General features: G+C 54.0%; 18 protein-coding genes. 8 read left to right on the top strand and 10 right to left on the bottom strand.

All coding sequences use genetic code 11. From position 1 onward, the window contains the following. Nucleotides 1-4: 4 nt before the first annotated feature. From PsAD46_RS12055 to fabI, 5 genes are all read right to left on the bottom strand, one after another. Nucleotides 5-487, bottom strand: a complete 483-nt coding sequence (locus PsAD46_RS12055; protein WP_063306972.1) for a GNAT family N-acetyltransferase — start codon at nucleotides 485-487, stop codon at nucleotides 5-7. A 75-nt stretch (nucleotides 488-562) separates the two neighbouring features. Next, entirely contained in the window at nucleotides 563-1,726 is a 1,164-nt protein-coding gene (locus PsAD46_RS12050) for an acetate/propionate family kinase (RefSeq protein WP_063306971.1), read from the bottom strand. Beyond that, complete coding sequence (locus PsAD46_RS12045; protein ID WP_063287530.1) at nucleotides 1,723-3,105, bottom strand: bifunctional enoyl-CoA hydratase/phosphate acetyltransferase; 1,383 nt, start codon at nucleotides 3,103-3,105, stop codon at nucleotides 1,723-1,725. Before PsAD46_RS12045 ends, PsAD46_RS12050 begins: the two co-directional genes overlap by 4 nt. A gap of 9 nt (nucleotides 3,106-3,114) precedes the next feature. Beyond that, nucleotides 3,115-5,394, bottom strand: coding sequence for a DUF3141 domain-containing protein (locus tag PsAD46_RS12040; RefSeq protein WP_063306970.1), 2,280 nt, complete (start codon nucleotides 5,392-5,394; stop codon nucleotides 3,115-3,117). Nucleotides 5,395-5,413: 19 nt separating this feature from the next. After that, nucleotides 5,414-6,178, bottom strand: a complete 765-nt coding sequence (fabI, locus tag PsAD46_RS12035) for an enoyl-ACP reductase FabI (RefSeq protein ID WP_057461408.1) — start codon at nucleotides 6,176-6,178, stop codon at nucleotides 5,414-5,416. Nucleotides 6,179-6,559: 381 nt separating this feature from the next. On the opposite strand from fabI, the gene PsAD46_RS12030 reads away from it, so the two are divergent. Both PsAD46_RS12030 and PsAD46_RS12025 read left to right on the top strand, forming a co-directional pair. Then, nucleotides 6,560-8,593: a hypothetical protein gene (locus PsAD46_RS12030; RefSeq protein ID WP_063306969.1), complete on the top strand. Its 2,034-nt coding sequence runs from the start codon at nucleotides 6,560-6,562 to the stop codon at nucleotides 8,591-8,593. Between the two features lie 26 nt (nucleotides 8,594-8,619). Then, entirely contained in the window at nucleotides 8,620-9,075 is a 456-nt protein-coding gene (locus tag PsAD46_RS12025; protein WP_063287534.1) for a type III secretion system chaperone, read from the top strand. A gap of 62 nt (nucleotides 9,076-9,137) precedes the next feature. Here the strand turns inward: PsAD46_RS12025 and PsAD46_RS12020 are convergent, their stop codons facing one another. Then, the gene (locus PsAD46_RS12020) at nucleotides 9,138-10,199 is read right to left on the bottom strand and encodes an FAD-binding oxidoreductase (RefSeq protein WP_063306968.1); all 1,062 of its coding nucleotides are present in this window, start codon (nucleotides 10,197-10,199) and stop codon (nucleotides 9,138-9,140) included. A 326-nt stretch (nucleotides 10,200-10,525) separates the two neighbouring features. On the opposite strand from PsAD46_RS12020, the gene PsAD46_RS12015 reads away from it, so the two are divergent. The 4 genes from PsAD46_RS12015 to PsAD46_RS12000 all read left to right on the top strand — a co-directional run bounded on the left by PsAD46_RS12015 (nucleotide 10,526) and on the right by PsAD46_RS12000 (nucleotide 16,027). Next, nucleotides 10,526-11,083, top strand: coding sequence for an XRE family transcriptional regulator (locus PsAD46_RS12015; protein WP_063306967.1), 558 nt, complete (start codon nucleotides 10,526-10,528; stop codon nucleotides 11,081-11,083). A 105-nt stretch (nucleotides 11,084-11,188) separates the two neighbouring features. Further along, nucleotides 11,189-13,672, top strand: coding sequence for an FAD-dependent oxidoreductase (locus PsAD46_RS12010; protein WP_063306966.1), 2,484 nt, complete (start codon nucleotides 11,189-11,191; stop codon nucleotides 13,670-13,672). 306 nt (nucleotides 13,673-13,978) lie between these two features. Continuing rightward, entirely contained in the window at nucleotides 13,979-14,773 is a 795-nt protein-coding gene (locus tag PsAD46_RS12005; RefSeq protein WP_063306965.1) for a FadR/GntR family transcriptional regulator, read from the top strand. Between the two features lie 42 nt (nucleotides 14,774-14,815). Then, nucleotides 14,816-16,027 (top strand): mandelate racemase/muconate lactonizing enzyme family protein, encoded by a 1,212-nt coding sequence (locus tag PsAD46_RS12000; protein WP_063306964.1) that lies wholly within the window; start codon nucleotides 14,816-14,818, stop codon nucleotides 16,025-16,027. A 93-nt stretch (nucleotides 16,028-16,120) separates the two neighbouring features. On the opposite strand, the gene PsAD46_RS11995 is transcribed toward PsAD46_RS12000, so the two are convergent. The 3 genes from PsAD46_RS11995 to PsAD46_RS11985 form a co-directional block, all read right to left on the bottom strand. Then, nucleotides 16,121-16,351 carry a tautomerase family protein gene (locus PsAD46_RS11995; RefSeq protein WP_063293390.1) on the bottom strand — a complete coding sequence of 77 codons (231 nt, stop codon included), beginning with the start codon at nucleotides 16,349-16,351 and terminating at the stop codon, nucleotides 16,121-16,123. A gap of 50 nt (nucleotides 16,352-16,401) precedes the next feature. Continuing rightward, nucleotides 16,402-16,941, bottom strand: a complete 540-nt coding sequence (locus PsAD46_RS11990; RefSeq protein ID WP_063306963.1) for a pyridoxamine 5'-phosphate oxidase family protein — start codon at nucleotides 16,939-16,941, stop codon at nucleotides 16,402-16,404. A 207-nt stretch (nucleotides 16,942-17,148) separates the two neighbouring features. Then, entirely contained in the window at nucleotides 17,149-17,613 is a 465-nt protein-coding gene (locus tag PsAD46_RS11985) for a DUF1348 family protein (protein ID WP_063287541.1), read from the bottom strand. 209 nt (nucleotides 17,614-17,822) lie between these two features. On the opposite strand from PsAD46_RS11985, the gene PsAD46_RS11980 reads away from it, so the two are divergent. Beyond that, nucleotides 17,823-18,383, top strand: coding sequence for a TetR family transcriptional regulator (locus PsAD46_RS11980; protein WP_057461396.1), 561 nt, complete (start codon nucleotides 17,823-17,825; stop codon nucleotides 18,381-18,383). Between the two features lie 220 nt (nucleotides 18,384-18,603). Continuing rightward, nucleotides 18,604-19,395 carry a cyclase family protein gene (locus PsAD46_RS11975; RefSeq protein ID WP_063306962.1) on the top strand — a complete coding sequence of 264 codons (792 nt, stop codon included), beginning with the start codon at nucleotides 18,604-18,606 and terminating at the stop codon, nucleotides 19,393-19,395. Nucleotides 19,396-19,714: 319 nt separating this feature from the next. Here the strand turns inward: PsAD46_RS11975 and PsAD46_RS11970 are convergent, their stop codons facing one another. Further along, nucleotides 19,715-20,650, bottom strand: a complete 936-nt coding sequence (locus PsAD46_RS11970) for a hypothetical protein (protein ID WP_153039973.1) — start codon at nucleotides 20,648-20,650, stop codon at nucleotides 19,715-19,717. Nucleotides 20,651-20,937 lie beyond the last annotated feature (287 nt).

Below are 20,937 nucleotides of genomic sequence, written 5' to 3'. Positions count from 1 at the left end.
AGGGTTAAGCAGCAGGCGCTTTATACGGTGGCACTTGCCGCAGGACCATGCCGTGTTTTTGGTCGGCTTTGTAACCGAGGCTTTCGTAAAAGCCTCTTGCGCCGCGGTCTTGTCCGGTCAGCAGCATGATTTTGTAGGCGTTGGCTTGCCAGGCGGCATCTCGCAGAGCATCCATGACCATGCGGCCAAAGCCTCTGCCCCGATAAGCTTTCAGCGTCACCACGTTCTCGGCAAGGCAATACGAGCGGCCACCATAGGTCATGTTGGGTAGAATATGGAGCGTGGCGCAGGAGACGATCTGGTCGTAAATCTCCACACCAAACAGAGAGGTGCCGTCATGTTGCAAAAGCTTGGCGAATTGCGCTGGCCCGTCTTTGCCATAAACAAGCGGAATGCCATCTGTCAGCTCATTCAGGAGCATGACGACATCCTCATAATCATCGAGAGAGAGCTGGCGGACGGTGATGGTTGGCGAGAGGACGGACATAACGGGACTCACTGAGAACGTGTAGCATTGATTATGCAGCAAGTTTACCGCGAAGTTGTTCTGAAGCCCAGTCGCTTACTGTTGAGTTTTCATGGCAGCTTTTGCGACGGCCCGTGCGATCACCTGCTCCTCGTTGGTGGGCATGATGAAGACGCGTACCGGTCCGGTCCCGATTTCCGGTGCGTTGGCCTTGTTTTTCTCCTGATCGATGGTGATGCCCAAAAACTCCAGTGGTTCGCACACGCTGGAGCGCACCCGAGCTGAATTCTCGCCAATACCAGCGCTGAAGATCAGGGCGTCGATACCCTCCAGACTGGCCGCCATGGCGCCCACTTCGCGGCGGATCTGGTAGCAATAGTAGTTGATGGCTTGCTTGGAAAACAGCTCTTCTGAATGTTCCAGCACGCGCATGTCAGAAGATTCCTCCGACAATCCCAAGAGCCCGCTGCGGCGGTAGATGATGCTCTCGATTTCTGCTGCCGACAGTTCTTTTTCCTGCATCAGATAGAGCATGACGCCCGGGTCCAGCCGTCCGCACCGTGTGCCCATGGGCAGGCCATCTACGGCAGAAAAGCTGGTGCTGGCGTTGATGGAGCGGCCATCTTCTACGGCGCACATGGAAGCGCCATTGCCCAGATGGGCGATCACGAGGCGCCCGCGTGCAACATCGGGATATTCGCGGCGCATTTCGCTGCAGATGTAATCAAAGGAAAGCCCGTGGAAGCCATAACGGCGCACGCCTTCCTCATAAAAATGCCGCGGAATGGCGAACGCGTCATTGGGGAAGGTGTGACCGGCATGGAAAGCCGTATCAAAACACCCGATCTGCAGCACGCCCGGAAACACCTGCTTGGCAGCGCGGATGGTTGCCAGGCTGTAGGGTTGGTGCAGCGGTGCCAGTGGAACGAGCTGCTCAAGCTCCTGCACCACCTCGGAGGTCAGCTCTGTGGGTTTATAAAATGCATTGCCGCCATGGACGATGCGGTGACCAATACCCACTACGGATTTACCTTGCAGGTAGGGCTCTACCCTTGTGAAGATGGAGACGACAGCTCCCGCATGATCGACGTGGCCCAGCTCCTCCACGATGTCAGCGTCGGGGGCCTGCATCTTCAGGCGGGCGTTGGGGCCCAGACGCTCTATGATGCCGGAGATGAAAAGGTCAGGCTCTGCCTGCGCTTTGTAAAGCGCGAACTTGACGGAGGACGATCCGGTATTGAGCGTAAAATAAAAACTCATGCTTTCTGGCTCGCAGCGTAAAGAAGCGCAACAGCGCAAGACATTAACCGGGCCTTGTCGTCATCTGCGCGGCTGGTGAGGATCACCGGACACCGGGCGCCCATAACCACTCCGCACACTTCTGCATGGGCAACAAAGGCCAATTCCTTGGCTAGCATATTGCCAGATTCCAGATTGGGCACAACCAGTACATCTGCCCTACCAGCAACCAAGGAGGTGATACCTTTTGTTACCGCGGCATCAATGTCGATGGCGTTGTCCATGGCCAGCGGGCCATCCACGATGCCACCCTTGATCTGGCCGCGTTCTGCCATTTTGGAAAGGATCGCTGCATCCATGGTGGAGGGGATTTTGGTGTTCACCGTTTCCACGGCTGAAAGGATGCCCACCTTGGGCTGTTGCTGTCCAAGGGCCAGTGCCAGATTGATGGCGTTTTGGACAATATCCACCTTGGTTTCCAGATCCGGTGAGATGTTGATGGCCGCATCGGTGATAAACAGCAAATGGTCCAATCCCGGCACATCCATCACAAACACATGGCTGAGGCGATTGTCAGTGCGCAGGCCCACATCCCGTTTCACGATCTCCGCCAACAACACGTCGGTGTGGAGTTGGCCTTTCATGATGGCCTGTGCTTTGCCTTCGCGCACCATGGCCACGGCCTGTGCTGCCGCCTGACTGTGGCTTGCAACGTCAATGATGTCGCAGTGGGCCAGATCTTTGCCAAGACGCTCTGCGGCATCCTCGATCTTTTCGCGAGAGCCAATCAGGACCGGCTCGATCAACGTGTTTTCTGCAGCCAGCAGAGCGCCGCCCAGTGACTTGCGGTCTTCTGGCGCCACAACGGCGGTGATGAGAGGTGGCAACGGGCGGGCCTGATCCAGCAGTCTATCGAAGTGCTCATGACTGCGCACGGTCAGACCCGGCAAGCTGACGGCCTTGGCGATTTTGCTGGTGCGTGGGGCGATAACCTCGGCCTCGCCTTCTACAATCACCTGACCGTCCGCGCGTTCCACAGTGGTTTGCAGTGTGACGACGTAATCGGGCAGCTTTTCCGTCACCTTCACGCGGGCTGTCAGATGGTCTCCTTCATAGGCACGGCCCAGAAAGCGCAGGCTCTGGCTTTTGTAGAGCGTGCCCGGTCCGGGCATCTGGTTGCCCAGCACGGCAGAGATCAGGCTGGCGACCCAGAGGGAGGGGGCGACGCCTTCAAAGTCGCCTTCGCCCTCGCGATCTTCCTTGGGCAGGTGGATGGGGTTGAGGTCGCCGGAGGCATGGGCGGAGACGTAAAAATCATCCGCAGAGCAGGTCCGCTCGTAAATGGCTTCCATGCCAACTTCGATCTGGTCATACGGAGTATTCTTGTAGGTTGTTGTCATCAAACCTTCCTAACCCCATTTGAGCGATTTCTTCAGACAGTGCCACAGTTCCAGTGACGTCGGCGCCATATTCTCTTCCTTGCCAATAATGTAGGACACGGCCTTATACGCAAAGGTCTTGTCCTTCTCGCTTTTCAGCAAGCCCGGCAGGGCATTGTAACCTGCTTCCATTTCGAAACGGGAAATGAGAGTCTGATCGTGAATGAGGAAGTTGCGCTCTTTCGGATCCATGGATTTGAACGGTGCCCATGTGGTCAACACTTCGTTGAACCGCTCCAGCTTTTCGCCGCGGACTTCGGTACGGGTGTCGGCAATCATCAGCACAATGCGTACGATGGCTGCAGCTGCCCCGCCCTTCTCGATCTTCTTGAGCGCGTTCTGGATGCTTGTCAGGCTATGCAGGTCCTGCATTGGCACCTTTGGCCGGCGGAAGGACAAGGCCTTGCCGTATTCCACGGCGGGCGGTGAGGCCCAGAAGGTGAGGAAGCTGTTTTCAATGAAGGCTTCGCGCATGTCCTTCAGTGCATCCCAGCCATATTCAATGCTGTCGGCCATCAGCTCCTCCCAGTAATGGAAGGGCGTTTTGGCCATGTTGGGTGTGTGGTTTTCCTTGACCGCGGCGGCGGCCATGGTGGGCCAGAACATCAAGGGATTGGTGGAGGCAAAGGCGCCATTTGCCAGCCGCATGGGGTGCATATCGCGGGTTGCATCCGCTGCCTGCGTGCTGTTCATAGTCTTCAGAACAGGGCCAATGGTGCTGTCATACACGTCCTCCCAACTCTCGGAAAAGCGGGCGACACCGGCAAACGCTTTTTCTTCGTCGCGCTCACCAGTTTCCAGCAGCATTTCATCAATGGTTTTGCGGGCAAAGCTCACCTTGAACTTGGCATCACAGCCTTTGCCCTTCTGCTCTTCAATCTGCAGTTTGTAGAGCCCGGGAGGCATGGCCTCGATGGTCTTCAGCGTGGAAGCGACCTGGGTATGTTCGCGCTTGGCCACGCTGGAAGACACGAAGATGCCCAGATGCCCGACCTGATCATGAAGCATATAGAGGATACGCTGGCCGAGGATCTCGATTTCCGCTTCATCCGTGTAGGTGTCGGCAATCCAGTTGAGTGCCTGATCGGGCGGGGTGATGTTATCACCGTAGGAGGAAAACACGATAATTGGCGACTTGATGGTCTTTAAGTCAATGGGGCGTCCCGGTTCCAGAAAGGCTTCATTCTTCGCCAGCTTGTTGCCGATGAAAAGGTTGTCCAGAATCCAGCGGAATTCTTCCTCTGTCATGTAATAGAAGCCGCTCCACCATTTCTGGAATTCCAGGTAGCGCTCTTCGTCCTTGTCGATGTTGGTGTAAAGGTCATAGTACTTGCGGAACCAGTTGCGGCCCGGGTTCAGCATCTCGAAGTTCTGCACCAGATTGGCACCGTCAAAGACGCCGTTGCCAAGGTCTGCGGAGAGCAAGGCAGGTACGATGCCGCCCGTCAGGCCTGCGGAGTAGCGCATGGGGTCCTGCCCCATTTTGCCGCTCCAATAAGACATGGGCGCACCGTTGAGTACAATCGGCCCCACCAGATCCGGATAGACCGCTGCCAGAATAGCAGTTGCCCACCCGCCCTGACAGTTGCCAACTACGATGGGTTTAGGGCTGTCTGGATGGCGCGAAATGATCTCGCGCAGGAAGGCCGCTTCGGCATGGGTGACGTGTGACAGTTCCTGATTGGGCTCTGGCATGGGGTGAAAGGCGACAAAGTACACGGGGTGCCCGTCACGCAGGGCAACCCCCACCTGACTGTCATTTTTGAACCCGCCAATGCCTGCGCCGTGGCCTGCACGCGGATCGATGATCACATAGGGGCGCTTCCAGTCCAGCACCTCCACGCCGTCAGGTGGAATGACCTTCAAAAGCATGTAGTTGCAGGGGCGCGGCAGGTTACGGCCCTCAACAACCACCTCGTAATCATAAATGAGAACCGGAGGACAGCCCTTGGCCATGTGGTCAAAGTATGTGTCACTGGCTTCGCGCAGGGCATCCATGGTCAGGATGGCGCGTTCGCTGGATTCTTTGAGATAATGCGACCAGGCATCCAGCAGTTTCTTGGGCGTGTCGTACGGGCCCCAGGATGCGGCCAGTGCGTCGCTTTTGGTTTTTGATTTGGCCTGTTTCTTCTGAAGGTCGTTCATCAGGCGCGTGGAGCGTCGTGAGTTGGCGACCTGCAAAAACTGGTTTTGTTCAGCGAGGGCCTCAAAGTACTGGGCGGTTCGCTTGCTAAAGAGTTCTACTTGCATAATCTACCTCGGTGCCGGCCTAACCAATGATGCGGTAACCACCGTCAATGGGGTGAACCACGCCGGTGATGTTTCGGGCTTCATCACTGGCCAGAAAGGCGGCATATGCGCCAATGTCTTCAATACTTGCGAGTTTTCGGGTGGGGGCACGTTCGGTCGCGTCGGCCAGCATCTCGTCAAAGCTGGCGATGCCGCTGGCGGCCCGTGTTGCCAGCGGGCCGGGGGACAGCGCGTTGACAGAGATGCCCTTCTGGCCCAGTTCGGCAGCCACATAGCGCGTGGTGCTTTCCAGCGCGGCTTTCACCGGACCCATGATGTTGTAGTGGCTGATCACCTTTTCCGAGCCATGGAACGTCACGGTCATGACGCTGGATCCGGAAGGCATCAGCGGTTCTGATTTGCGGATGAGGCGCAGGAAGGAGTGCACGGAAATGTCCATGGCCACGCCAAACCCCTCTGCCGAGCAATCCACCACGCGGCCATGCAGGTCAGCCTGCGGGCAAAAGGCGATGGAATGCAGCAAAATGTCCAGCGACCCCCAGACCTGCTCGATTTGCTGGTAAAGAGCATCCACCTCGTCAGGTTTCGTCACATCCAGCGGCGCAAAAATGGCTGCATCGGCTTCTTCTGCCAGTGGGGCCACATGCTTTTTCGCTTTGTCATTCAGGTATGTAAGAGCCAGTTCCGCGCCTTGTGCCTTCATGGCTTTGGCGCATCCCCATGCAATGGACTGGCTGTTCGCCACCCCAACAATAAGGGCTTTTTTGCCCTTCAATGAAAACATGCGGTCATTACCCTGTTGGTTGAAACCTGTCATTTGGAAGGAAAACAACAAGACTAGAAATAGCTATACAGGAGAAATAAGGAAAACCAAGGTGCGAAATCTAGTAAATGAATTGGGCGATCGAAATATTCAAAGAGAGACTATTTATGTAACTAAGTAATTTTGTAATTAATTTTAAGTCATTTCTCGGTGAGCGTTGAGCGACTTAGTTTTCCAAGACAAATATGTCCGTCGTTTACTTTTTTCGGTTGGCGACCCGAGTTGAGTGCCTGTCAGCACAGACGCGCCCGGCAGGGGATTCTAATAGTTTGATTAAAACGTGATCCCGGAGTGTTTCTGTAGTTTTCGGGAAAGAAGATATTACCAAGCGATGGTGCTTTCATGACCGGATCAACTTTATCTGTTTCAACCACTCAGCCAACTGTCCCTCAACCCGATCTTGCGCAGTATCAGGATGTGGTTCCTCCTAAGCCAAGTGAGCGGATTGTTGAGTATTCGCTCAACTATGTGACGAAGAAAACGGCGCAGCATGAAGCGGTTCTGGATGAAATAAAGCGCGAGCTCAATTCTTATTTCAGCACTGAGGTCACGGAGAAGGTGGTTGATCACTTCCTCTCCACAAAGCCACATCTGCCAAAGTCCAGCGTGCTCGCCATGCTCCTTCACGTGCCAAGCAAAGCTTCGCAGCAAGCGCAGGAAAAAGTGACAGCGCTCTTTGAAGAGGCCCATGCCTATGGCAGCAGGCTGACGATGGAAACCTTTTTTGAAGGCGCCGCAATTCCGGATGACCCCAAAAAAGCAGCTGAAGTTCTCACAGCCCGCATTGTTGAGCTGGCAAAAACAGCGGATGCGGATGGTATTTCCAGCATCACGCGGTCGCTGAGCTTTCTTGGCGGCTCAGACAACGCAGTGTTGAAAGAGGCCGTACCGATCGCGCTGAAGGCTGTTCATTCCACGCTTGTCTATCCCGAGAGCGTCCGGACACAGAATGCAGCGCAGGGTGGAGACGTTGCGCGCGTGCCGGGTGAGGTGACAACCCATCTGCTCGCACTCATCAGAAATGAAGCGCAAACCCCGGGTCTGGACCCGGAAACAGCTGGCAATTTGGCTGAGGTTGACGGGTATGTGAAGGATCAGGTTCTGGGCCATAAGATCTCCGTGCCGGAAACCCGCGAGCTGTTGACTGCTGTTGCAGAGCGATTTGAGGAAATCGGCCTGAATGGCCTTGCCGATGAGACCAAAACGCTGCTGGGACAACTGGGCAAGAGCGATAACCCGCCGCTGACGCGCCTGCATGATGCGATTTACTCCCGCGTGCTCGACAGTACCTTTATTGCGGACATGGTTCACGACACGCCGCAGTCCGTAATGAACTCTGCACAGCTGGTGAAAGATGGCATCCGCGATGTGATTTCCATCCAGACCCCGCGGGTCCAAAACCAGACAGCCATGACCATGCACAGGATGATGGCGGGCAACGAGCGGTTCTGGATGCCGGAATGCCCAGAGCTGATGGAGTTTGTACAAGGCCCGCGTGACGATGCGCTGATGAATCTGGACAAGTTTTTGTCCGCTCCAACCCGCAATGGATATGACGCCATTGCTGTTCCCATGCTGGTTGTGAAGTCCACAGTTGCCTTGCATGCTTTGCTGACCAAGACGGTGCCAGCAGACCGCCAGCCACTGGTCGTCAACGGCAAGAAGGTCGCCGACTTGCCTGCTTATGTAAAGGTTGCAAACAAGGCCTATCAGGGGATCTGTCAGGAAGCCAATCGAACGAACGCTCCGGAAGATCCTGATTTGCAAAAAGCAGACAGATCCAAAGTTGGGCGCACGGACACGCCAAAGAGTGCGCATGCCGGGATCACCCTTGGCTATCAGCCCGGCAGTGTGACGTTTGAAGGAGATGCAGGCAAGATCCCGAGCACGCACCCTGCGGATGTGAACCTGCCAAAGCTGCAGGAACCGAGCAAGTCTCAGGTTGAAGCGCTGTCTCGCGGCATGCCGTTTGCCTCTGGCGTTTCCGGTTCAACCAACCTCAACCTGCATTTCCTGCATTATCTGAGGCACACCTCCCCTAACCCGGACCAGATTCCAGATTCCAAAGACTACATGGTCGCAAACACCATGTTCCTGAACTACGACGGTGGTCACTCCATCCATGAAGCGCTTTGGGTCGGGCAGGAGCTGGACGGTACGTTGGGGCTGGATCTTGGTCTGGCGCAAGGGAAGCTAGATGGAACTCAGATTGAGTCCTCAAGCTATGTCTCCGACCTCAATGAGTTCATCGACCTTTACGATGGCACGGAGACTGGTGACGCATTGGCACGAGCCAAGGAAAACGCCTGGGACGCGACACTGGATTACTTTGATGAGCACAGCTACGCCGCCGGTAAAACCGTGAGCGACGCCTGAGCCTCAAGCCAATTTGGAAATAGAAAATGAAACATGCTGAAACTCTCATTGCCGAGCTTGGCGAGAAAATCGGGCTGCCAAACCTTCAACTGGACGAGGAAGGGCTCTGCTCTTTTGACGTTGAGGACGAGTTTACGCTCACCTTGGGTGCAAACAATCAGGATGAAGTGATCCTGTTCGCCCTGCTGCCTGATATTGAGAAAGACAAACGTCAGGCGGGATACCAGCTGTTGCTGCAAGCCAACCTGCTGGGCAAAGGCACCGGAGATGCGGTTCTTGCCATGACGGAAGGCGACAACCAGCCAGCGTTGAACTCAAGGTTTTCTGCCAAGAGCCTTGGTATCGCGCAGCTTGAGGATAAGCTGGATAAATTCATCAAGCTCGTCAAACTGTGGCGCGTGACCATCCAGTCCCTCAATACCTCACAAAATGAGGGCACAACGCAGCTTCATCCCACAAACGATGAGTGGCTTCGCGCTTAAGCTTGAGCCTTGTCATCCTGTTGGGCTGTTCGCAGGCAGCCCAACGGTCCTTTGTCAGCGCCTTAAAGCGTGGGGGCAGACAGAGCCTGCTCGCAGATCTGTTTGCTGATCCGCTCGGCGATCAACGGGGCGAGGATGACGCCGGGGTGGCTGCCTGCCACGAAAGCGTTGGTGAAACCGTTGATGGGGCGGGCGAGTGGTTCGGTTGATAGGGTTGCCGGGCGTTGGCCGACCTGAATGGAAAGCAGCTCCACACGGCCCGCATTGGCAAACGTATCTTTGACCGCCTGAACAGCTGTCTCTCCGATGTGTGCCAGCTCTGCCGGGTCTTCGGTCTTTGGTGGGCATTCAGCAATGGCAAAATTGCCTGTTCCCAGACTACGCATCTCCACATCCGGTGTTTGCAGCACCGGAAGGAAGTCCGGCACCTCTGCACTCACTTCGATGTAGGTGCAGGGCGAGGTATAAAGATCGTGCTCCGGCTCAAATGGAGCGATCAACGCGCCATTGCCGCCACCAGAAGCAAGCACGGTAAAGTCGCTGGCTTGCAGCTCCCCTCCCATCATCACCCCTTTACAATGGTGATCGGAAGCGTCCAGCCCGCTGGCGGTGCTGTTCAAAACCACCTTGCCGCCAAGGCGCTCAAAGGCGTTGACCAGTTTGCCGATAACTTTGGGTGGGTACCACGAGACATCCTGCGTCGAATGAGCTGCAAACTCTGGCGGGTTGGCGAGAGCTGGCAGATGCTGCTGAAGCTCCTGTTTGCTCATGGTGCGGGTTTGTGTGCCCGCCTGTTGCTGCCGGTCGATCAGGTGCTGGGTCTCGCATGGTGTGGCGCGCCAGACAATAGCGCCGCCTTCTGCATCAAACAGCGTGCCGTCAAACTCCGCGTTCAGGGCTTTGTAACGCTGGATGCCATCAACTAACAACGGGAACAAATCCGGTTGGTCAATCGGATCATTGGCGATATGGCAGATCCAGCCGAAGGAAACACGTGAGACATCTCCGCCCACACAGTGGTTTGCATCAAACAGGGTGACTTTGAAACCTTGACGCGCGAGCTTATACGCAATCATGGCTCCCGTAATTCCGGCCCCGATCACGTTAACGCTTAAATTCTGCATAGATGCCTCAGTTCAAAGAAAAAGATACCGGCCAGCGACGAACATCGCTGATCAGCTGAAGAATTCAAAGGAATGGCTATGCGCAGACCCTAACGAACCCTCCTGCACGGTGGAACCGGCATCCTGAAAAATAAGAGGGTAGTGATATATTTGTCGCGACTAATATAGTTAGCGGGATAATTTCGGTAACCAATTGATACAGCGAGATAAACAACCGATCTCATGGCTTTTGATCGCCTGGATTGTAGGATCTACGTGAAATAATCCTTGAAATTTTCACGTAGATTAGTGAAAATATCGCGAAATATTTCACGGAATCACGTCACATGACTATCACAAGCACATTGGGAGAAGATCTGAAGGCGCTTCGCATCGCGCGCGGTATGACGCTGGAAGATCTGGCAAAACAACTCGGCCGCTCAGTGGGGTGGCTCTCTCAGGTAGAGCGGGATAAATCCACGCCGCGCCATACAGACTTGAAGCACTTTGCCGAGGTGTTCGGCGTCCAGCTCTCGCTGTTCTTCGGTAATGCAGAGGCGCCGGAAAATGAGAGAGGCCGCGTGGTGCGCGATGGCAACCGCCGCGTGATTGGAGAGCGGGATAAGGGCCTGCTTGAAACACTGGTGTCACCAGACCTGACCGACAGCTTTGAAATGATTCACTCTACCTTTCAACCTGGCTCTCACCGCAGCGCGGCGATTACACGCCCGACGCAAGAGGTGGCCTACATGGTCTCGGGCAAATTGGATGTGTGGATTGGGGAAGAGATGTTCACGGTGGAGGCAGGCGACAGTTTCCGCATCAAGGAGGCGTCTTACCGCTGGTCCAACCCATATGCAGAACCTGCCATTGCGATTTGGGTGATCTCACCACCGGTTTACTAGAGCTGCCGCTCACAGAAATGTTTGCAGACAAGAATGATACCCGTCTCACAGAGAAAAGCGGGAGAGGACTACATGACAAACGAATAGATTTTGGAGGAGGTGCGCATGTCTATCCCAACCACCGCGCGGGTTGTCATTATTGGCGGCGGCGTTGTCGGCGTTTCCACGCTATACCATCTGGCAAAGCTGGGCTGGAGCGACTGCGTGCTTCTGGAAAAGAATGAGCTGACGGCAGGTTCCACATGGCATGCGGCAGGCAACTGCCCCAACTTTGCCACCAGCTATGCCGTGATGAACATGCAGCGCTACGGCTTGGAGCTGTATCGCAGGTTGGCTGATGAGGTGGACTATCCCATCAACTATCATGTCACTGGCGCGGTCCGACTGGCACACAGCCACAACCGGATGATGGAGTTTGAGCATGTAGCGGCCATGGCTGAGCACATGGGCCTGACTATGGAAATGTGCACGCCTGACCAGCTGCAAAAACACTTCCCCTTTATGGAAACGCACGATCTGGAGGGCGGTCTTTGGGATCCGCTGGACGGCGATATCGATCCGGCGCAGGTGACACAGGCGCTGGCAAAAGGTGCGCGGGAGCTGGGTGCCCGCATCCTGCGGTTTACACCTGCCACAGGCGTGCGCCGTGAAGGCAGGGAATGGATTGTCTGTACTGAGACAGGTGAAATCCGCTGCGAATATGTGGTGAATGCAGCTGGCTACTATGCTGCCCGCGTCGGCGAATGGTTTGAGCCGTATGGCGGGCGTGCTGTGCCTTCCGTTACCATGAGCCATCAGTATTTCATGACTGAGGCTGTTCCAGAGGTGGAGGCATGGACCAAGGCACAGGGCCGCAAGCTGCCCATGCTGCGTGATCCTGATACCTCCTATTACCTGCGGCAGGAAACAGGTGGGTTCAACCTGGGCCCCTATGAGCGGGCCTGCCGAACGGCATGGACCTCATCAGATGACCCGATGCCGGATGACTTCAGTTTCCAGCTTTATCCGGATGATCTGGAGCGGCTTGAGTTCTACATTGAAGACGCCATGGCCCGCGTGCCCTTGCTCGGAACGCAAGGGGTGAAGCGCAACATCAACGGGCCTATTCCCTACGCACCTGATGGCCTGCCCATGATTGGCCCCATGCCCGGCGTGCCCAATGCGTTTGAGGCGCACTCCTTCACCTTTGGCATTGCGCAGGGCGGCGGCGCTGGCAAGGTGGCTGCAGAATGGATTGTACACGGCCAGACCGAGTGGGACATGTGGGCTGTCGATCCAAGACGCTACACCGATTACACTGACAAGCAGTACTGCATCGATAAAGCGAAGGAAGTCTACGGTCACGAATACGCCATGCACTTTCCCCATCACGAATGGCCAGCTGGTCGGGACCGCAAGCTCTCCCCCAACCACACCAAGCTACTGGAACTGGGTGGACAGATGGGGGCTTACAATGGTTGGGAACGGGCCAATTGGTTTGCGCAAACGGGCGACGATACCTCTCACGAGGCCACGCAAACATGGAGCCGCTCCGGTCCATGGCAACAGCGGGTGCGGGAGGAATGCGAGGCCGTGCGTGACCATGTTGGCGTGCTGGACCTCTCCGGCTTCTCGCGGTTCAAACTCTCGGGTACAGGCGCTGCTGACTGGCTGCGAGGGCAGATCGCCGGAGGTCTCCCCAAAGTTGGCCGCATGACCCTTGGCTACTTCCCCGATAATCGTGGCCGCGTCCTAACGGAAATGTCGGTTCTGCGTCATGGTGCAGACGAGTTCACGCTGATCACCGCCGCGTTGGCCCAGTGGCATGACTTTGAGCTGCTCAAAGCCTGCCTGCCAGAAGGATTGGGTCTGGAAGACCAGACAACGGACACAACAACACTGATCGTCACCGGCCCAAAGGCCCGTCAGCTGCTTGCTCCCATGCTTAAAGCGGACCTGTCTCTCAGTTGGCTGAGCCTGCAACAAGCCACCATGCTTGGTAAGGCTGTGATGTTGGTGCGCGTCTCTTTTGCGGGAGAATTGGGCTGGGAAATCCATGCGAGCAATGAGGATATGCCGGAGATTTATCAGGCGGTCCTTGCAGCTGGGGCCAAACCGTTTGGCATGTACGCGCTCAATGCCCTGCGGTTGGAGAAAGGCTATCGCAGTTGGAAGGGAGACCTCTCGACCGACTACACCTTGCTGGAGGCTGGTCTGGACCGGTTTGTTAAGCTTGATAAGCTGCAGAGCTTCCCCGGCAAAGCTGCGCTGCTGAAAGAACAGGTAGAAGGCGTGAAGCGTCGGTTTGTGACGATGATCGTGGAGGCTGGCGAGTATGACGCTCCTTACATGTCCACCATTTGGCATGGGGATCACATGGTGGGGGAAGTCACCTCCGGCGGGTGGGGCTACCGCGTCAATGCCTCCATCGCGCTTGGTGTCGTGCAGGCTGATCTGGCAAAACCGGGAACTGAGCTGACCATCAAAATCTACGGCAAGCCCTACAAGGCAATCGTACAGTCGGATGAGCCACTTTGGGATCCGGAGAATGAGCGCCTCAAAGATCAAAGCATGTCTGAGAGTGTCGTTTTGGAAGGGCACACGATGTAACCCCGTTCATCTGACATGTTCTGCGGCATCCATATCTCTCCTGCTCCACACGACTGAAGCAGAAAAATACGGATGCCGTAATAGTTGGGTGTGCGATCTATACTTATAATTCGCCAAGCTAATGTATTGATTAATCTCTATTTGTATTTGTGTGTACTTCGTATCGTGACTTAATATAGCTTTGCGTGATGAGTTTAGTGGCTGTATTTGCGTGTTGACATCTAAGTAGTCAGTCATATTTAATTGTATGTCAGACATGGATAGGCTCGTCTTATCTTTCCGCTCTATTGATGAGGCTGATGCGTGATGGTATCGACATACACTCAGGATCTGCGAGATCAGATCACCGAGGAACTGGCTCGGCAGTTGTTCTCTGCTGAGCTCAAGCCCGGTGACTTTCTGCCCAAGGAACTTGAGCTCACGGACCAGTTTGGTGTGAGCCGTGCCACCATGCGCAGCGCTCTGGCAACCTTCACCAATCACGGCATCATTGAGCGCATTTCCGGCTTTGGCACACGGGTCAAAGACTATCAGGAATGGAACATCCTTTCCCCGCAAGTGGCCAAGTGGATCGCGCAGTATGGTGGCAACACGTTGATTTTCGCGCGGGAGATCTTCCGGTTCCGCACGTCTGTTGAACCGTTCATCGCCATGGAAGCCGCCCGCCGGGCCACGGCAAAGGATCTGATGAAGATAGAAGCGGCTTGGAACGGCATGTATGCGGCCATGCAGAAGGATGACCTGACCTATCGCGGCAAGCACTTCCAGCAGTATGACATTCAGTTTCACGAGGCGATTTATCAGGCGACCCATAATCTGGTCTGGGTACAGATTGGGCGCAGCACCATGCCTGCGGTGTTTGTCCTGATTAAGAAAACCACGGAAGCTGCCAGCGAACTCAGTGACAGTCTGGAACGCCACCGCCACCTTTTGGAAGCCATTCGTCTGCGGGATGCGGAGGCGGCTCGGAAAGCGTCTGTCCGCATTATTGACCGTGCGGCCTATGATCTTGATCTGGATGAACTGAACGAAGAGATCCGCGAGAATTCACTGGCCAACGTCGTGATGCAGAATGAGCGTGACCGCCTCGCCTCTGATTGAGCTGTCATCCCCTCTCCCCAACTCCTTTCTCCGAGACACAACATGAAAATCACCGGTATTGAAACCATCAATCTCAAAGAATTTCGCAATGTAACCTGGGTGCGCGTGCATACGGATGCGGGCAGCTTTGGTCTGGGCGAGACCTTTTATGGCTCAGATGCGGTTTGCGGGTTCATCCACGAAACACTGGGTCAGGAACTGATTGGCCGTGATCCAACCCAGATTGATGCCATCTCCCGCCTGTTGCTCAACCCCATCTGCGGTTTCAACTCCACGGGAGCTGAAATGCGGGCCGCCTCCGCCATTGATATCGCGCTGTGGGACCTTGCGGGCAAGACACTTGGCGTACCCGTGCATCAGCTGCTGGGTGGCAGAAGCCGAGACAAGATCCGCGCCTACAACACCTGTGCAGGCTATGAATATGTGAAGGACAAGCAGGTCAACACCACAGAAGACTGGAGCACGGACTCTGTCTCTGAAGGCCCCTATGAGGATCTGGAGGCTTTCCTCTCCGATGCCGGCACTCTGGCGAAAAGTCTGCTGGAAATGGGCTTTCGCGGCATGAAGATCTGGCCGTTTGATCAGTTCGCAGTCAAAACCAACGGCACCTACATCTCGCCGGAAGATCTGGAGGCCGGTCTGCGCCCGTTCAAGCAAATTCGTGAGGCTGTTGGGGATGCAATGGACATCCATGTGGAGCTGCACAGCGTGTGGAACCTGCCCATGGCCGAAAAGATTGCTCGTGCACTGAAGCCCTACAACGTGTTCTGGCTGGAAGACCCGATTAAGATGACCAACGTGGATGCACTGGCAGAATACGCTCGCCGTGCTGAGACTTGGGTCACCGCCAGCGAGAACCTGGCCACACGCTGGTCTTTCCGCGAACTGTTTGAAAAGCGGGCCACGGATGTTTGCATGCTGGATATCGGCTGGTGCGGCGGCCTGACGGAGGCCAAGAAGATCGCCACCATGGCGGAAACCTACGAGTTGCCCGTCGCGCCGCATGATTGCACCGGACCAGGGCTTCTGACCGCAGCCGTGCACCTTTCCATAAACCTACCCAATGCGCTGGTTCAGGAGATGGTGCGGGCATTCTACTTCGGCTGGTACAGCGAGTTGATGGAAGGCCTGCCAGTATTCGAAAATGGCTACTTGCTCGCCCCAACCGCACCGGGCCTTGGCATCTCGCTCTCCCCAAAGGTCTTTGAACGTAGCGATGCAACAATCCGGATGACGGGCTCAAAGAACAGTTAGATTGCACATGGCATGACTGTGGGCGCCCGCTGGACATTAAGTCTGTCCTGCGGGCCTTCACCCGTTGTGCTTGTTACACGCTGGTCTGTGAGCTTACTCGTTGACTTCCTGAAGTGGTTTCTCACCCACTGCAATCTCAGGAATGGTATCTGTCAGCAGTTTTCCAGCCACTGCAATATTATCATATGAATGTTCCTCAAGATGAATCACGAGGTGGTCTCTGGCTAAACCTGTTGTGGTGCAAAATGCTTCGGTTAAAGCTGCAACACAGGCAGCTTTCTTTTCACGGCTAAGACGAGGGGAATAAACAACAATATGAGGCATGGCTTGTACTCCTTAAAATCAAGGCACTTTGAAGTATAAGGCAGCCGATTTTAAAGTGCTACAGAAGCACGCTTGGGAATATGTCTTGGGCAATCCCACTCAAGTGCTTTTGTTTTAATAGTAATAGCGCGCTCAGGATCAGCCTTATAGCTTTCAGGCATGAGATCCATGACAAACTCCCGGTCTTCCTCCAGGGAAGTTATCTGCGCCTCACCCCAGATTTTGAGCCTCTGCTGTGTTTCATAATCCACCAGTATGAGAGACACGCGGGCGTTTTGAGAGATGTTTCCAGCACTGAGATATTGCCGGTTGCCACGATAGTCGGCATACGCAAAATGCTGGTCATCCAGCACCTTCAAAAAACCTCTTGGCCCGCCTTTAAACTGCACATACGGCCAACCAGTCTGTGAGAGTGTTGAGAGGTAGAACCCATCCATGCGACTGATGAATGCGGCGTGGTCTGGTTCAATCTGATGACCCGTCAACTCCTCCCCTTCCAGAAATGTAGCGTAGGCTTCTTTGGTGCCATAACGGTCCTGAAAAGATTGAGCAGCAGGCGTAAAGGCAATCTTGGCAAAGGCTTTGGGCATAAAAACTCCCGAGATATCTGATGAATATCTTTGAATATGGGAGCTACAACAGAAAATGCGACGGTCCTTTGGGTAGAAGGAGCCGTCGCATTGCTCTGGGGGGAGCGGGAGGAACTGGGATAGGTCCGCCGTGTTCTGAAAAGGCCAAGTCGATGGGGCCGTGCTTGGCACTCTAAGCGGATGGACGCATTCCTCCGGTGGAGCTCGTTATAAGTTCATTTCGGACAAACCCGGGTGGTGATCCGGGCGGCGGCCAAAGGGCCAGGCAAACAGGCGTTCGTTTTCGTTGATCTCCGTATCGGTGATGCAGGTGATCCGTTTTTTCATCAAACCTTTGGTGTCAAATTCCCAGTTCTCGTTGCCGCAAGAGCGGAACCATTTGTTGTGTATGGTGCGCCATTCGCTGACAATGCGAATTGAGAAACGGTTTTGGTTATAACTCCAAAGCTCTTTGATGTGGCGATAGTGGAGCTGGGTTTTCCATTTGGCGGAAAGGAAACCCATAATCTGTGGTCGGCCTTCGATTGTCTGGTTCCGGTCATGCCACATGCAATCGCGAGACAGGTTTCGGATAACAATAGTCGGGCAGCGTGAATTCCACGCATCCTCCGCAGCTCTTACCTTTGCGAGTGCCGCATCTTCTGTCAGGGGGCGCATAGATAAGTTGAGCATATTGTTACCTCTTATTGTTTACTGATCGGTACAGTTGCTGATTGCTAAGGTGTACCGATCTGTTCATTTGGTCAATTCACCAAATCGCGAGGTGTGTGATGCCCGTCACGAGACTTAGCAAAGCCCTTTGATTTTGCGGCCAAATGAATTCCCTTGTTCGGCCATATTTTTTTCGTTATATGTACTGATCAGTAAACCCAGAGGTTGGTATGCGCAAAAATAAACGAGATGAACTCGTACAACAGGCGATGGAAACCTTCTACAGAAACGGATTTCACGCAACTGGTATGGATATGCTGGTGGCAGAATCCGGCATCTCCAAAACCTCCATGTACAAGCATTTCAAAAGCAAGGATGAACTGATCCTTGCTGCGCTAAAGCTGCGTGAGGAGCAGTTTCACAACTGGTCTGCACAGCGGGTTGCTGAGCTGGCGAGCGAACCCAGAGATCAACTGCTTGCGCTGTTTGATGTGCTGGATGAGTGGTTCAAGGAAGACACCTTCAAAAGCTGCATGTTCATCAAAGCCAGCTCGGAATACCCGGAACCTGACCACCCCATTCACCAGCAAACCGTTGAGCAGCGAAATGCCATGTACGAGGGTGTGCTGACACTGGTTGAAGCGGCTGCTCTGAAAAATCCAGAAGCGTTGGCGCGGCAACTGCTTATGCTACAGGAAGGCGCGATTATTACCGCGCATTTTGGCAACAGCAAAGACCCGGCAGGCGAAGCCAAGATTGCGGCCAAGGCGTTGATTGACGCTGCTTCCTGACAGCCTCTACCTGCGAAAAATAATAGTGTCCTCCCAGGATGTAAAAGACGGTTTGAGTACTGTGCGGTCCCATGCACGTGGCTGCACATCTGCAAGACTTACTCTGCGGAAAATATTTGCGTATACATATGAATATGTTTAGCGTGGTCCCTGAGAAATCTTACGGGACGGTTGGTTTCTCATATTAAAAATGTCCACTTTCTGGGAGGGAGAAAGAGGGATGCTGACCAAAAGCATATTGGAAGACCTTGGCACAAAACTGATTACTGGAGATGTGGAGGTGATTGACCTGTCAGGTCGATTGGGGCCAGAAACTCCCATTTTACAACTGCCACCTGACTTTGCCAAAAACACGCCGAATGTGGAGATTCATAAGATCTCCGAATATGATGCGGACGGACCGTTCTTTGCGTGGAACTGGATGAAGCTGGGTGAGCACTCCGGCACTCACTTTGATGCCCCGCATCACTGGATCACCGGAAAAGATTATGCAGATGGATATACCGACACCATCTCACCGCAGAATTTTGTGGCGCCTGTCAACGTGATTGATTGCTCCGCCGAGACTGCTGCAAACCCTGATTTCCTGCTGACGGCTGACCGTGTGAAGGAGTGGGAAGCTGAGCATGGATCGATCAATGCTGGCGAATGGGTTGTCATGCGCAGCGATTGGTATCACCGCAACACCGATGAAGCAAAGTTTCTCAATGTAGATGAGAATGGACCGCACTCACCGGGGCCAACCGTTGATTGCATTGAGTATATCCTCTCCAAAGGCATTCTCGGCTGGGGTAATGAGTGTATTGGCACAGATGCGGGATGCGCCGGAGGGATGGAACCACCCTACCCTGCGCACAACTTGCTGCACGCTTCCAACCGCTACGGCCTCGCCAGCCTCGCTAATCTGGACAAGCTACCTCCAAAAGGCGCCATCCTGATCGCCGCTCCACTCAAGATCGCCGATGGAACCGGCAGTCCCATCCGTGCACTCGCACTGGTTTCTGCGAGCTAGCGTAGATGCTCTGAAACGCGCTGATTGGCGGTGGCTTGTGAGCTGCCGCCGATCAAATGTGGTTTCTCAGGGGCTCTGAAGTTGATAGTCTCACCTTGTTTGCTGGCTTGCTTTACCTGTTTGGGGTTTATGGCACTATCAACACAATAGCCACGCTATTTGGATACAAAGGCGAAGCTGTTGCCTTAAGCAAATCTATATTTGCTCTTTGGCCGTCTGATGAAGAGGTATGCCGTATGAAGGCTGGAACTACCTCTAAGTTGTACGCTCTCTGCTCAACACTGATCAGACATTCGATTGCAAATGCGCTACTGATACATTACGCAGATACCTCTTCGGAGCAAGACAGCTCTTTGTAGGCTTCAATAATTGAAGGGCTATATCCGAAAATTCCGGCTCTTTTGGCAAATGCGATAATATCTACCGTCAAAGCACTGGATAGGACGTTTGAGAACTGTTCGTGAAGATAACAAGCAGCAAGTCCCCAAATAGCGTTAGGTGGTATCTGCAAAAAGAACAAGTTGAAGTAAAACTGACGTCCTTCTTCTTCAGTGTCGAATCCGAAAGACGCATAATTTGCCTCAATAATGAACTCAATTACGAGGGATGAATGCCAAGCATAGTTGGAGAAAGTGCTTTGGTGTGACGTGTAAAATCCCGTCCACTCGTAGCCAACTGTTTTGCTTTGTACCTGATGATTGTAATTTTCAAGGGTGACTTCAAAGGCAATCGCACCTTTGTTGTGAAATTTGCTCTTTGGATTACCTTCAGTAGCTACTTCAAGCACTTCTGTGTTTTTTCGCAAGAGCTCAAACAGATTGCTTTCGAATGCTTGTTTTCGATTAACCCTATTTTGCTCCTCTAATGCCTCTCGCTGCTCATCTAGCATAGTCTTGGTGCGAGTTGCCTCATGACGAGCGATATTCAGTTCATCCCGCGCTACGTTTAATGTCACTTGCTGCTGCAAAATTCCATAGACAAGACCAGTCAGAGCCAACCCTGAAAATAAAGCATTGACGGCTCCAAACTGGTCGCCAAAAGTCCCTCGTTCTCTTACTAGTTGCATCTCTGGAAGCCCAGGAACAGATAGTTCCAGATAAGGTAAATATAGGTTTCCTACCCATGCCAACAAAACCACCGACCCAGCGAAGAAGAGCCACCAGATTGATATCCCTTTGTGTTCAAAAACTCCGTCACGAGTTTTCGTATCGGTTACCATGTTACCTGTTACGCCTGCACCTACTTCTGAACTCATCATTCTAATTCCACAAACAATCTGAAGTTGAGTAACGTGACTCCGCTATGCGTCAAAAACCATTGGGGGCAGAAACTCTATGCGATAGTATTCCACACTGAGGCGGTACGTCCATTGCCATGATTGAACACGATGATGGGATGTCCCTTTCTTTAATTTCCAGCGATAGTGGATAGAAATGCTTTGCCTACGCGTTTGTAGATGAAAGCAGGGTAGCGAACAATGCGCTGACCACGTTGGAGAAATTTAGCTGAAGGTGTGACATGGGAAGGATTTTCCGAAAGTAG

Source organism: Pseudovibrio sp. Ad46 (assembly GCF_001623065.1).
Lineage (GTDB): Bacteria > Pseudomonadota > Alphaproteobacteria > Rhizobiales > Stappiaceae > Pseudovibrio.
Note: the sequence above shows the minus strand (reverse complement) of the source record. Positions and strands in the feature narration are given on the sequence as shown.